Raw genomic sequence first — 13855 nt, 5'->3', positions numbered from 1 at the left:
TGGGCGGTCAGTCGCGGGCAACCTGCGCGTGGCGGAAGCAGGTGACGATGTGGTCGTTGACCATGCCGGTGGCCTGCATGTGGGCGTAGATGATGGTGGAGCCGACGAACTTGAATCCGCGTGCCTTGAGATCCTTGCTGAGGGCGTCGGAGAGGGCGGTGCGGGCCGGATAATCGCGGAGGGAATGGAACCGGTTCACAACGGGGCGCCCGTCCACAAAGCGCCAGATGTAGGCGTCGAAGGAGCCGAATTCCGACTGGACCTCGAGGAACCGGCGGGCGTTGACGACCGCGGCTTCGACCTTGAGGCGGTTGCGGACGATTCCGGGATTGGCGAGGAGCCGGTCGATGTCGGCGGGGGTGAAGCGGGCGACGCGTTCGGGGTCGAACTGGGCGAAGGCCTGGCGGTAGTTTTCGCGTTTGCGAAGGATGGTGTACCAGCTCAGTCCGGCCTGGGCGGACTCGAGGGTGAGGAACTCGAAGAGCCGGCGATCATCGTGGACCGGGACGCCCCATTCGAGATCGTGGTAGGCGACGTAATCCGGCTTGGAGAGATCGACCCAGGGACAGCGGATGGGGGCATCGGGCATGGACGGGGGCGAGGATGTCACGGCGGCGGGTTGGAATTCAACCGGGAGGGACGAGCTCTGCGAGTCCGCAATCGAGTGCACCACTCCCCTGCGGCCTCGTGGAACCCGGCCCTCCGATTTCACCCCTTTGCTTCACTCCGGAAGCACTACGCTTCGCGGGGGGGGTGCAGGAGGTGAACCGAGATCGCTCGGGCGGGCTTGTCCCGGGATTGGGGACGGCGTTGGAGGAACTTCGTGGGGGGACTGGTGTTGGCATTGACGTTCGGGCGCCAGGACTCCTAGCGTCTCAGTCAAACAGAGGGGTCCCGAGGGATACCGGGTCGCCCAAGAGACAGCACATCCAGCAAGCCATGAAGATTCAAGTCAGCCGGCGCAGGGCCTTCACCCTGATCGAGATCATGATCGTGGTGGGGATCATCGGGCTCCTTGCCATCGCCATCATTCCGAACATCAGCAAGAACCGGGAACGGGCGCAGTTGCGGATGATCGAGCAGAACCTGCGAAAGATCGACGCCGCGAAGAACCTGTGGTCCCTGGAGAACAACAAGGGGAGCGGGGAGACGCCGACGGTGGAGGAGATGCGGATGTACGACGGATGGCCTCGGGCGGTGGCGGGCGAGACTTACAACATCAACCCGGTCGGGTCGCCGCCCACCGCGACCCTGGGTGGCAAGCTGGGCACCCACGCGGCCAGCAGTGTGATTTCATTACCGGAGGATTGAGGCCGGGTCGGAGGGTGGTTCGACCATTCCCGATTCCCGATTCCGGATTCGCGGGTCGCGACTTGCGAACCCGCCTCAGGGTCCCCGTGGGGCCGCTTCCCGGATCTCGGTGAGGGCGTTGATCCGGATGTCCTGGGGAGCGAGGCGTTGGCGGATGCCGGAAGGCCAGTGGATTTCGATGTCGTCCACGCGGCGGTTGCGGCCGAGGCCGAAGGTGACGGGGAGTTCGGATTGGGAGAGGTAGCCGCGGGTGGGCATGATCTGCCGCCATTGGGTGTGGGGGCCGGAGCGCAGTCGGACCCAGGCGCCGATGGCGTCGCGATTGCTGCGGGTCCCGACGAGGCGCAGGCGGATCCAGTGGTGACCGAGGCGCTGGTCGTTGCGCAGGAGGACGGGAGGGCCGTGGTTCTGGACGAGGATGACATCCAGGTCGCCGTCGCCGTCGATGTCGGCATAGGCTGAACCGCGGCCGACCAGGGGTTGAAGGAGATCGGGACCGACCTGCTGGGGCGTGACGGGTACGAAACCGCGGCCGCCCCGGGTTCCGCGGGCGTTCCAGAAGAGCTGGGCGGGTTGACGGTAGTGCTGGGCGCCCTGGATGCGGTGGATCTCGTCCTCGATATGGCCGTTGGCGGTGAGAAGGTCGAGCCACCCGTCGAGGTCGTAGTCGAAGAAGAACACGCCGAAGGTGAGGGAAAGGCGGCTGGCGGCGCCGACGCCCTGGGCGATGGCTTCGTCGGCGAAGAGCAGGGTGTCGGGCTGGGCGACGTAGAGGGCGAGCATTTCGTTGGCGAAGTTGCCGATGGAGATGCCGAGGCTCTCGTCCTCGGAGAAGCGGCCGGCGTCGATGCCCATGGCTCCGCGGGTGCCGCCGAAGGTGTCGAAGGCGATGCCGGATTCGGCGCCGATTTCGGCGAAGGTGCCGTCCCAGCGGTTGGAGAAGACGAAGTTCTGCACGGTGTCATTGGCCACGATGAGGTCCATCCAGCCGTCGCGGTTGAAATCGACGGGGGCGACGCCGAGGGACTTGGCCATGGGCAGTCCGGTGGCCCGGTTGCGCACTTCGATGCCGGCCTGGGCGGAGACGTCGAGGAACCGGCCGTCGCCGGTGTTGCGGTAGAGGCGTGAGAACGCGCCGGGGAAGTTCATGGGCGGGCCATAGGCCCGTCCGATGCCGACCAGGCGGTAGTCCACTTCGAAGTCGATTTCGCGGGACCAGCGGACGTACCCGCAGACGAAGAGATCGAGCCAGCCGTCCCGGTCGTAGTCGATGAAGGCGGCGCTGGTGCCCCAGTCCGTCGGGCCCACCTCGAGGCCGGCCTCCGCGGTCACATCCCGGAAGCGGCCTCCGCCCTCGTTGCGGAACAGGCGCTGGTCGCCCACGCCGGTAATCAGGAGATCCACGAGTCCGTCGTTGTCGAAATCGCCGCAGGCCACTCCCATGGCATGGAAGGAGATGTCCAGTCCGGAGCCGTCCGTGACATCGGTGAAGGTGCCGCCGTCGTTCCGGTAGAGTGCGGGGCGGGGTGGGGGACGGTCGGGATCGGGATCGGCCCAGGGCCAGTGGGCGCCATTGAGGAGGAGCAGATCGGGCCGGCCGTCGCCATCGAAGTCAAAGAAGGCGACGCCGCCGCCCATGGTTTCCGGAAGTAGCTTTTCTCCGGCCGCGCCATTGAAGCGGCTGAAATCGATTCCGGCTTCCCGGGTGATATCGGTGAAGGGGGTGACGGGGATGTGTCGGGCGGCGGGGATGGCGGGTTGGCGTGGGGGGGCGATCGGGGTGATCTGAACGGCGGGATCGGGCTGGCGTCCGCTGCCGAGGACGATGCCGAGCACGACGAGCAGGAGGGCGGCGAAGACGGCGAGCGAAATGCGGAGGGCGCGCCCGATGACGGCGTCGTCCGGGGGCGGTTCCGGGGCGGCGTGCGGGAGAGGTTCCCTTGGGGGCATGGGGTGGGAGGGGCGGTTCAGGTGCGCTCGGCGGCCCGACGGCAGGCATCGGACAACTTGTCGAGGATGGCGAGGAAGTGCTGGCGCTCTTCGGCATCGAGCGACTCGAGGACCTCATCCTGGAGTTCGTGCGCCACGGTGAGGGCGAGTTGGAAGCGACGACGGCCGGTGAGGGCGATTCGGAGGCGGCGGGCGCGGCGGTCGGCCGGATCGGTTTCGCGGCGGAGGAGACCGGCCGATTCCATGCGCTCGACCAGGGACGCGATCGTGTTGGGGTCGGACGACATCTGTTCGGTCAGTTCCGACTGGGTGAGGCCTCGGGGGCCGGCCTCGAAGAGGTTGCGGAGGGCGGTGTATTGGTCGGGAGTGATCTCGAGGTGGGCGATACGGCGGCGGAAGGCCTGGTTGAGGCCGTACCAGGCGCGCCGGAGGAGGGGTGGGAGGCGGCGATCGCCCGGGTTGCCGGCGGGGGGGGAGTCGGTGGCGTGTCGGCCCATGGGATGCGGATGCGAATGAGGGCGAGATGATACGTACAAGTATAATTCGTTTGCAAACGGGCTTTGCCGCTCTAACAGTCTTGGCCCGTCTTGCGGTTTCATCATCCAGATCTCCATACGATGTCGAAGGGAATCCTCCCCCGAGGGGCGCTCGCCGCGCTGTGCGCCGTCACTTTGACCCTGGAAGCCGTGGCGGCCGCGCCGGTGACCGGATGGCTGTCATGGCGGGGGCCCGAGCAGACGGGCGTTTCGCGGGAAACAGGACTGCCTGAGCGGATCGGTTCGGCGGACGAGGCGTTATGGGTGGCGGATTGGGGCGGGAAGTCCACGCCGGTCATTGCGAACGGGAAGTTGTACATCCTTGGATATCGGGACGACGGGCCGGACTTGCAGGAGGGGGTGGCGTGTTTCGATGCGGAGACGGGGCGGTTGCTGTGGAAGCGGGCGTTCAACGATTTCCTGAGCGACACGATCTACCAAAGGTACTCGACCTCGACGCCGGCGGTGGATGCGGAGACCGGGTACGTCTTCATGCAGGGGACGCAGGGGATTCTGGCGGCGTTCACGGGGGAGGGGGAGCCGTTATGGAGCCATTCGCTGATGGAGAAGTTCGGGCGCCTGACCTTCCCCAACAGCCGCACGGCGAGCCCGGTGGTGGATCGCGACCTGGTGATCACGCGGGGGATCACGAGCAACTGGGGGGCCCAGGGGGCGGCGAGCGACCGCTTCTATGCCTTTGACAAGAAGACGGGAGAATTGGTGTGGGCATCGAGTCCGAGCGGGCGGCCTCTCGACAATTCGTTTTCGCACCCCTACCTGACATGGTTCCGTGGGATGCGGGTGATGATTGTGGCGGCGGGCGACGGGACGGTGGTGTGTTTCAATGCGCGGACGGGGGATCCGCTGTGGCGGGTGCCGCTGGCGAAGGCGGGCATCAATGCGACGGTGGTCGTGCATAACGACGACAAGGTGATCGCCATTTTCGGCACGCCGTACGAGCCCGGCGAGATGGTCGCCTTCCGGATTCCCGACGTGGCGCCGGCCCCCGGGCAGGCGGGACCGGTGGAGGTGGAGCGGCAGGCGGTGGAGTTGTGGAGCGATCCCACCATTTCCACCTCGACCAGTTCGCCGATTCTGGTGGGGGACAGGGTTTATGTGACCAAGGAGAAGGGGGACCTGGTGGCGGTGGACGCCAACACCGGGCGGGTGTTCTGGTCGATGCTGCTGGGGATCGAGCAGCGGAATTCGTGTCCGCTGTATGCGGACGGGAAGATCTACGTGCCGATTCTGGACAATCCGTCCGGGAAGGCGCAGGGCGTGTCGGCGGAAGCCGGGACCAAGGGAGGGTTCTACATCCTCCGAGACCTGGGGGAGTCGGTGGAGACGCTGACGCACATCGAGCTGGACGGGCGATGTTTCGGGTCCCCGGTGGCGTACAATGGGAAGGTTTACATCCAGACGGAGAACAATCTTTACGCGTTCGGCAAGGCTGGCCGCAACCCCGGGTTGCCGGCGCCCGTCCCCGAGCCCGCATGGCCGCAGCCGGGTCCGGCGGCCCAGCTTCAGATCATCCCGTCGGAAGTGCTCCTGCACCCCGGGGAGAAGGCGTCGTTCCGGGTCCGCAAGCTGGATGCCAAGGGGTTCACGGTGTCGAACGTGACCGACGTGGCACGGTTGAAGTGGGCGCCGTACATCCCGCCGACGGCGCTGGTCCGGGCGACGATGGAGGGATCGTTCAACGCGGCCGGGGAGTTGGAAGTGCCCCGGGATGCCCGGATGTCGGCCGGGGCGTTTGAGGCGGAACTGGACGGATTGAAGGGGACGATGCGGGGGCGGGTGCTGTCGTATCTGCCGTCGTTCGAGGACTTCGAGGGATTCCAGTTGAGCAACACGACCACCAACACCGCGGAGCCGCCGACGCCATACGCCTATCCGCCGCTGGCGTGGATCGGGGCGCGGTTCCGGTTTGAGGTTCGGGAGGTGGACGGTACCAAGGCCCTGACCAAGACGATCGACAACCGGTTGTTCCAAAGGGGCATGTCGTTCATTGGGGATCCGACGATGAGCCATTACACGATCCAGGCCGACGTACGGAGCGAGGGCACGCGCCGGAAGATGTCGGAGGTGGGACTCATCAATCAGCGGTACATCATCGTGATGAAGGGCAACGCGCAGGAGATGGAGGTGAATTCCAACCTGGAACGTTTGCGGGTGACCGTACCCTTCCGATGGCAGCCCAACGAGTGGTACACCCTGAAGGCCCGGGTGGACCGGGAGCCCGGCGGGGAGGGCGTGGTCCGGGCCAAGGCCTGGCGTCGCGGGGATCCCGAGCCCGCCGCCTGGACGATCGAGGTGCCGCACCGGACGGCACACGCCCGCGGGTCGCCCGGCCTGTTCGGGTTCAGCCCGCAGGAGATGCGGGTGTTCATCGACAACATCCGGGTGACCCCGAACTGAGGGACGATGCAACCGGCGGTGAGACCCCCCCGGACTGAGCCTGTGATAGACGGAACGCATTCCTGCCGACCCTAACCGGCGCCTTCCGCAGAACCGGCTGGCGCCCGCAACGAAGACCAGTGACACTGAAAACCATGACGAAGATGAAGACGTTCTGGGCTGCGGCCGCCGGGATGGCGTGCGTCAGCGGGGGGGCGATGGCTGGCGACTGGCCCCAGTGGGGCGGGACGCTGAATCGCAACATGTATTCCCCGGCGAAAAACCTGCCCTATCGATTCGAGGCGGGGCAGTTCACCCGGGGGACCCAGGACGTGGATCTCTCCACGACGAAGAACGTGAAGTGGGTGGCCCGGCTGGGTTCGCAGAGCTACGGGAACGTGACGGTGGCGCAGGGGCGGGTTCTGGTGGGAACGAACAATGACTTTCCGAGGGATCCGCAGCACCAGGGAGACCGGTCCATCTTGAAATGCTTCGACGAGGCGACGGGTGAGTTTCTCTGGCAGCTGGTGGTTCCCAAATTGCGATCCGGCAAGGTGAACGACTGGGAGAGTCTGGGCATACTGAGTTCGCCTGTGGTCGAAGGGGACCGGGTGTATCTGGTGACCAGCCGATGCGAAGTGATCTGTCTGGACCTGCACGGGATGGCCAACGGGAACCAGGGCATGCAGGACGAGGCGAATTATGTCGTGAAGGATACCGGGCGGCCGCCGGCGAAGATCGGACCGAAGGACGCCGACATCATCTGGGTGTACGACATGATGGACGACCTGGGGGTGTTTCCGCACAACGCCTCGAACAGTTCGCCCCTCGTTGTCGGGGATCTGGTTTATGTCTGCACCTCGAACGGGCAGGACTGGACGCATGTGAACATTCCGGCGCCGCTGGCGCCCAGCTTCATCGCCGTCAACAAGCATACCGGGGAGTTTGCCGGGGAGGACGACGCGGAGATCGGGCCCAACATCTTCCACGGGCAGTGGAGTTCCATGTCGGCCGGTCAGGTGGGCGGGCGGTGGCAGGTGTATGCCGGGGGGGGGGACGGGGTGCTCTACGCCTTCGATCCGGAACCCAAGGATGCGGAGGATTCGAGCTTTCTGCGCCGGGTGTGGTGGTTCGACTGCAACCCGCCCGAATACAAGATGCGGGACGGCCAGCCGATCCGGTATCCTCACGCCTCCGGGCCCAGCGAAATCAACTCCACCCCGGTCTTCTACAAGAACCGTGTCTATGTGGCGATCGGTCAGGATCCCGAGCACGGCGAGGGTGTGGGGCGCCTGGTGTGCGTGGATGCCACCAAGACGGGGGACATCACGAATTCCGGGCTGATCTGGGATTACCGCGGCATTCACCGGAGCATTTCGACGGTGTCGATCGATCCGGAGACGGGGTTGCTCTTTGTGGGGGACTTTTCGGGTTTTGTGCACTGTCTCGATGCGGAGACCGGTGAGCTGTTCTGGACGCACGACATGAAGTCCCACATGTGGGGCAGCACCATGGTGGCCGATGGCAAGGTGTACGTGGGGGACGAGGAAGGGGATCTGGTGGTGCTGGCGGCGACCCGTGAGAAGAAGATCCTGAACGACACGACGAACCTGAACGCGCCCATCTACTCGACCCCGGTGGTCGCCAACGGGGTGATTTACGTGGCCAGCAACAGCCATCTCTATGCGTTTCACGATTCGGCGAAGGCCGAGGCGGCTCCCGACCAGCCGCGCCGTCTGGATCTCCGCCTGGGGGAGCCGGCAACACGGTAGGGGGTCAGGACCACTCTGGGGAATGCCGGGTACGCGCCGTTGGTTTCCCCTGACGCCGGTATGGTGAGATCGCCCGGTCCGGGGGCCGGGCGTTTTTGATGGAGCAACGCCGAACAAGAACACATGACAACGCCCTTCTCGCGCCGGGTTATCTGGGGCATTTTCGCTCTCCTCTTCATCCTGCACCATGACTTCTGGTGGTGGGACGACCGCAGCCTGGTCCTGGGGGTGGTGCCGATCGGGCTGGCGTATCACGGGATGTTTTCGGTGGCGGCGGCGATGCTCTGGGCGGCGGCAACGCGGTTTGCCTGGCCTGGTGAGATCGAGGCATGGGCGGAGCACCCGGTCACCGGCGACGAGGGGGGTGTACGATGAATCCGGCGGAAGCTCCCTCGACGCTGCCGCTGTTCATTCTGAGCGGCTATCTGGCACTGCTGCTGGGGCTGGGCGTGGTCAGCAGCCGGTTCTTCCGGGGCACCAGCGCCGACTATTTCGTGGTGAGCCGGTCCATCGGGCCGTTTCTGCTGCTGATGTCGATCTTTGGCACCACGATGACCGGCTTTGCCATCGTGGGTTCGACCGGCAAGGCGTACACCTCGGGCATCGGGGTGTACGGATTGATGGCCTCCTGGTCCGGGCTGATCCATTCGGCCGTGTTCTTCCTGATTGGCATCCGGATGTGGGCGGTGGGGAAGCGGTACGGATACGTCACGCAATGCTCGTATTTCCGGGATCGATTCGAGTCGCCGACCCTGGGTTATGCGCTGTTTCCGGTGCTGGTGTTGCTGGTGATCCCTTATCTGCTGGTTGGCGTGATTGCGGCGGGGAAGTTTCTGCAATCGACGACGGCGGGGATGTTTCCGGAGGCCTTTCCGTTGTTGCGACCGGACGGGAGTCCGTCGCCGCTCTCGGGAGGGTTGCCTCCATGGATCGGAGGCGGGGTGATCTGTCTGATTGTTCTGGGCTATGTGTTTTTCGGGGGCCTGCGTGGGGCGGTGTGGGCCAACACGTTTCAGACGCTGGTGTTCATGGGGGCTGGGATTCTGGCATTTGTCATGATTTCGGGCCGGATGGGAGGTCCGGCGGAGGCGAGCCGGCTGGCGGCGGAGAGCGTGTTCGGAGGCGCGCGGATGGCGCGGGAAGGGTTGATCGGGCACGCGCAGTTCTTCTCCTACTGTCTCATACCGTTATCGGTCGGGATGTTTCCGCATCTGTTCCAGCACTGGCTGACGGCCCGCAGCGCGAAGAGTTTCCGGCTGACCGTGATCGCGCATCCGGTGTGCATCATGATCGTGTGGCTGCCGTGCATCCTGATCGGGATGTGGTCGGCGGCGCAGCTTGGGGCCGGGTCGAATCCGAACGCGGTGCTGGGGCGGATGGTGAATGACCTGGTGCATTCGCCGGTGCTGCTGGGCGTCGTGGCCGCGGGCGTGCTGGCGGCGATCATGTCGAGCCTGGATTCGCAGTTCATGTGTCTGGGAACGATGTTCACGCAGGACATCGTGGTGCGCCGATTTGGGAAGCACCGGTTCAGCGACCGGGAGAAGATCCTGCTGGCACGGGGATTCATTGTCATGATTGTGGCGATCACCTACGGCCTTGCGTTGTATCTGCAGGACAGCGCGCATGTGTTCGACCTGGGCGTGTGGTGTTTCAGCGGGTTTGCGTCGCTGTTTCCGCTGGCCTTCGCCGCGGCGTACTGGAAGCGGGCCACCCGGGCCGGGGCGCTGGCGTCGCTGGCGGCGGCGACGGTGACCTGGCTCGTCCTGTTCTACCGTGACATCCTGGCAACGGACCGGCCGCCCGGGGTGGATGAATTGCTGATCTTCGGGATGATGCCGGTGGTGTTCATCTTCGGGGCGGCGCTGGTGACGCTGGTGACGGTGTCGCTGGCCACTCAACCGCCGCGGCCGGAGACGGTGGAGAAGTTCTTTCCGCCGAAATCCTGAACGGTTGCTCCTGGCTTCGACGGGGCGAAAGGCCGTGGCCAGGAGTGAGGAGCCATCCCGGAAGTCATCCCACGCGCTCGATCCCTTCTGAACCCAAAGCACTCCCATGCCGATTCCCATTGTTGCACCTGAAACCCTCGAGGAAGCCAGACAGGCCCTGGACGCCCACCTTCGCGAGATCCTGAAGTGGCATTTTTCCCCCGAGACCGGATGTCCGTTCTGGCTCGAGTGGGCGGCCAGGCACTGGGATCCACGGACCGAGTTGCGAACGTTCGCGGATCTGGCCCGGTTTCCGCACTTCGAGGATGCGTGGCTGCGGGACATGCAGCCGGAGGTCTGGGTGCCGGCGGCCTATCGGGGGAAGCCATACAATGTGTTCGAGACGGGCGGGACGACGGGGATGCCGAAGCAGCGGATCGGGTGGAACGATTTCAAGGTCGATTACGAAGAGTTCAGCGGGAAGGTGAAGGACGAGCATTTCCCGCGGGGCGGGGCCTGGCTGATGGTGGGTCCGACGGGGCCGCGGCGGTTGCGTCTGGCGATCGAGCATCTGGCGAATTTCCGGGGGAGCCCCTGCTACTTCATCGACCTGGATCCGCGCTGGGTGAAGAAGGTGCTGGCTCAGAAGCAGTACGAAGTGGCCAAGGCCTACATGGCGCATGTGGTCGAGCAGGCGGTGATCATCCTGAAGAACCGGAAGGTCAGCGGCCTGTTCACGACCCCGAAGCTGCTCGAGGCCCTGGCGGAGAAGGTGAACCTCTGGGAGGCCGGGATTCGGGGCGTGTTTTGCGGGGGAACCTCGATGAAGCCGCAGGAGGTCCGGTTCCTTGTCGAGGAGTTGCTGGAGAACCGCATCGGCTTTTATCCGACCTACGGCAACACGCTGATGGGACTGGCCGCCAGCGTGCCGTTGGAGCCCGAGGACCAGTTCAGCGTGACGTATTATGCCCCGCAGCCGCGGGCCGTGCTGCGGGTGGTGAACCCGAAACAAACGGATGAACTGGTGCCGTACGGCGAATTCGGGCGGGTCGAACTGACCACCCTGACGCGGGAGTTCTTCATGCCGCGCTTTCTCGAACGGGACGAGGCGATGCGGCGGCCGCCGCGTCCGCCCTATGCATGGGACGGGGTGGGGGATGTGCGTCCGTTTGGCGCGATGGAGAAGCAGATCGTGGAAGGGGTGTACTAGCGGAGCTCGTCCCTCCGAAGGGTGAAGCGGGGCGCAGATTGCGACTGGTCAGGGGTGGGAGGCCAGGTTCAGGATGCCTGCATGTTCCTTGCGCCATCACCGTGTCATCGCCGGCATTTCCTGCGGCGAATGGGGGCGGGGTTCGGGGCGGTGGCGCTGACGGCGCTGCGGCAGGGGGAGGCACGGGCGGCGGGAGGGCCGTCGGTCGGGCCGGTGATCGATCCGATGCGGCCGTACGCCGCCCGGCCGCCGCATTTCGCGCCCCGGGCGAAGTCGGTGATCTTCCTGTTCATGGTGGGCGGGCCGTCGCAGGTGGACACCTTCGACTACAAGCCGCTGTTGCAGAAGCTGGATGGGAAACCGGTGCCGGACTCGATCCGGAAGGCGGTGGAAGCGAGCCGGCATGCGAATGTCTTCCATGGCTGCAAGGACGAGTTGATGGGGAGCCCGTACGCGTGGAAGCAGCATGGGGAGTCGGGCCTGTGGGTGAGCGAGTTGTATCCGCGGGTGGCGGAACACGCCGATCGGTTGTGCGTGCTGCATTCGGTGCAGGCGGAATCGAACAACCACGCCCCGGCGAGTTACCAGTTGCACACGGGTGAGATCCGGCCGGGGAAGGCGAGCCTGGGCTCATGGGTGACTTACGGGCTGGGCACGGAGAACCAGGATCTGCCGGGGTACGTGATGTTGTTCGATGCGGGTCCGTTGGGGGGCGCGGCGAACTATTCCAACGGGTTCCTGCCTCCGGCCTTCCAGCCGACGCGCCTGCGGGATCAGGGGACGCCCGTGCTGGACCTCCTGCCGCCGGAACCCTTCCGTGCGGGGCAGCGGGCGTCGCTGGACCTGATCCATGACTTGAACCGGCGTCATCGCGAGAGCCGTCCCGGGCATGGCGGACTGGAGGCCCGGATGGCCAGCTACGAACTGGCGTACCGGATGCAGGCGGCGGCCCTCGAGGTGGGCGATGTCGAAGGGGAACCCGAATCGTTGCGGCGCGCCTATGGGTTCGAGCATGGGGACGGAAGGACCCGGAGCTTCGGGCGGAAATGCCTCCTGGCCCGGCGTCTGGTCGAGAAGGGGGTGCGGTTCGTGCAGGTGTACGACATGCCCGACAAGGACGGGTGGGATGCGCACGATCGCCTGACGCAGAATCACACCCCGCGGGCGCGCTGGACCGATGAGCCGATCGCGGCGCTGCTGTCCGACCTGGAAGAGCGCGGGTTGCTGGAGGAGACGCTGGTCGTTTGGGCGAGTGAGTTCGGACGCACTCCGATGATGCAGGGGGACCGTGGGCGTCAGCACAATGCCGCCGGGTTCACCGTGTGGCTGGCGGGCGGGGGCACTCGTCCGGGGGCGCGGATCGGGGCGACGGACGAGATCGGGTTGATGGCGGCGGATCAGCCGGTCCCTTTCCGGGATTTGCATGCGACGGTCTTGAATGCCTTGGGGCTGGACCACGAGGCGCTGCACTTCGAGGTGGCCGGACGGCAGGAACGGCTGACCGGTGTGGCGGGAGGGGCACGGCCCATTCCCGGGGTGCTGGGGTGAGTGCTTACATTCGACAACCGCGCTTCAACGCGGGTCACGAGGGGTGCTATTGGATGCCAGGCGGTATCGGATGCCAGGCGGTATCGGGTCGTGGCTCATCGACCCTTCATGCGCTCTTAGATCCCGGCCAGGTTTGCGCAGGGGAAACCTGTCCTGTCCAACGAGCGGAGCCAGGAGAGGAGCGTCAGTTGGCGCAACGAAGGCGATAGTAGGCTCCGGCGCCGGTTGTCGGCGCGAAGGCCTCACATGTTCCGTCCACGCACTGCGGGACCAGATCGCTGCCCACCCAGGGTCCGGAGATCGACTCGGCCCGTTCGATGGCGCATGCCGAGGAGCCCTGCCAGTGGAGTCGCACCGTGGACGCGTCGCGGCGCGCGATGTCGATGGCAGGCGCCACGGCAGGAGTGGCCGGGCGGACCTCGCTGGTCAGATTCAAGCGCCCGCACGAACGATCGGGGGCCATGTCAACGAAGGCAATATCGACGGTGCGCACCTGCGGGCCTGGGAGGTCCACACCTGTGTAGACCGCCTCGAATTCGCTCTCGAGGCGGGTTCCGTCGGCGGCGAACATCACCTTCACGCCGCGCTCGGTGAATCCGCCGCCCGGGTTTGGGGTCTGCGTCACGACCATGGGCGAGACCAGGGTCGTCAGGTCGGGCAGGTCGGACTTTCCGCGCGTGTGCAGGTTCGCGTAAACGACGTCACCCCTTCGTTCCACGAAAATCCGCGTTCGCAGGTCCATCAGCGGGCCCTTTGCGGTCACCAATGCCGAGTATTTCAGCGCGCCGCCGGTGAGTGAGAGGAGGTTGCTTGCGCCATCGATTTGCAGGGCCGCGATGGGACCCGCGCTGGAGGTGGCCAGGGTTACGGGGCTAGCAACCTCCCAGCGATAGCCCGGGATGAATTTCTTGATGACATAATCGAAACCATAACTTCCCGTCTTGACGTCGATCCACCCGGACTGCGTTGCCACGGCATCCTGACAGTTCACCTCGATCTGGTGGGTGTACACGAATGCCAACCGGTCGGGAGAATCGGACTGCGCGGCGAGTTTGCCGGAGCCGAGGAGCAGGACGACGGAGATCGCCGCGGCAATGGAAAGCACGGCCGATGTGCGACAGACGCGGCGGGGCGGTGCGGTGTCCGGGTGAGGTTCCGGCACCGGTCGCAACCCGGGTCGGGACACCGCAGGGAGCAACGAGC

At 65.6% G+C, this 13855-nt stretch carries 11 protein-coding genes; 7 read left to right on the top strand and 4 right to left on the bottom strand.

All coding sequences use genetic code 11. From position 1 onward, the window contains the following. Nucleotides 1–7 precede the first annotated feature (7 nt). On the bottom strand, nt 8–589 hold the full coding sequence (locus KF833_08360) for a DNA-3-methyladenine glycosylase I (GenBank protein ID MBX3745311.1): 582 nt from the start codon (nt 587–589) through the stop codon (nt 8–10). Between the two features lie 350 nt (nt 590–939). Here KF833_08360 and KF833_08355 point away from each other — a divergent pair, with 350 nt between their 5' ends. Beyond that, nucleotides 940–1311, top strand: a complete 372-nt coding sequence (locus KF833_08355; protein ID MBX3745310.1) for a prepilin-type N-terminal cleavage/methylation domain-containing protein — start codon at nt 940–942, stop codon at nt 1309–1311. A gap of 75 nt (nt 1312–1386) precedes the next feature. Here KF833_08355 and KF833_08350 read toward each other — a convergent pair whose 3' ends face one another. Together KF833_08350 and KF833_08345 are read right to left on the bottom strand one after the other, a co-directional pair. Next, a complete protein-coding gene (locus KF833_08350) occupies nt 1387–3261 on the bottom strand; it encodes a CRTAC1 family protein (protein MBX3745309.1) in 1875 nt (624 codons plus the stop codon). Between the two features lie 17 nt (nt 3262–3278). Continuing rightward, on the bottom strand, nt 3279–3758 hold the full coding sequence (locus tag KF833_08345) for a MarR family transcriptional regulator (GenBank protein MBX3745308.1): 480 nt from the start codon (nt 3756–3758) through the stop codon (nt 3279–3281). 120 nt (nt 3759–3878) lie between these two features. Here KF833_08345 and KF833_08340 point away from each other — a divergent pair, with 120 nt between their 5' ends. The 6 genes from KF833_08340 (at nt 3879) to KF833_08315 (ending at nt 12652) form a co-directional block, all read left to right on the top strand. Continuing rightward, complete coding sequence (locus KF833_08340) at nt 3879–6215, top strand: PQQ-binding-like beta-propeller repeat protein (GenBank protein MBX3745307.1); 2337 nt, start codon at nt 3879–3881, stop codon at nt 6213–6215. A gap of 143 nt (nt 6216–6358) precedes the next feature. Continuing rightward, nucleotides 6359–7966: a PQQ-binding-like beta-propeller repeat protein gene (locus KF833_08335; GenBank protein MBX3745306.1), complete on the top strand. Its 1608-nt coding sequence runs from the start codon at nt 6359–6361 to the stop codon at nt 7964–7966. A gap of 123 nt (nt 7967–8089) precedes the next feature. Next, on the top strand, nt 8090–8341 hold the full coding sequence (locus tag KF833_08330; GenBank protein MBX3745305.1) for a hypothetical protein: 252 nt from the start codon (nt 8090–8092) through the stop codon (nt 8339–8341). Beyond that, on the top strand, nt 8338–9915 hold the full coding sequence (locus KF833_08325; GenBank protein ID MBX3745304.1) for a sodium:solute symporter family protein: 1578 nt from the start codon (nt 8338–8340) through the stop codon (nt 9913–9915). The genes KF833_08330 and KF833_08325 overlap by 4 nt, the downstream gene beginning before the upstream one ends. Before the next feature lie 106 nt (nt 9916–10021). Further along, on the top strand, nt 10022–11104 hold the full coding sequence (locus tag KF833_08320; protein ID MBX3745303.1) for a hypothetical protein: 1083 nt from the start codon (nt 10022–10024) through the stop codon (nt 11102–11104). An 81-nt stretch (nt 11105–11185) separates the two neighbouring features. Beyond that, the gene (locus tag KF833_08315) at nt 11186–12652 is read left to right on the top strand and encodes a DUF1501 domain-containing protein (protein MBX3745302.1); all 1467 of its coding nucleotides are present in this window, start codon (nt 11186–11188) and stop codon (nt 12650–12652) included. A gap of 184 nt (nt 12653–12836) precedes the next feature. Here the strand turns inward: KF833_08315 and KF833_08310 are convergent, their stop codons facing one another. Next, the gene (locus KF833_08310; protein MBX3745301.1) at nt 12837–13757 is read right to left on the bottom strand and encodes a hypothetical protein; all 921 of its coding nucleotides are present in this window, start codon (nt 13755–13757) and stop codon (nt 12837–12839) included. Between the last annotated feature and the right edge of the window lie 98 nt (nt 13758–13855).

The sequence above is a fragment of the Verrucomicrobiia bacterium genome, from assembly GCA_019634625.1.
Taxonomy (GTDB): domain Bacteria; phylum Verrucomicrobiota; class Verrucomicrobiia; order Limisphaerales; family CAIMTB01; genus CAIMTB01.
This window is presented reverse-complemented; position numbering and strand designations above follow the sequence as displayed.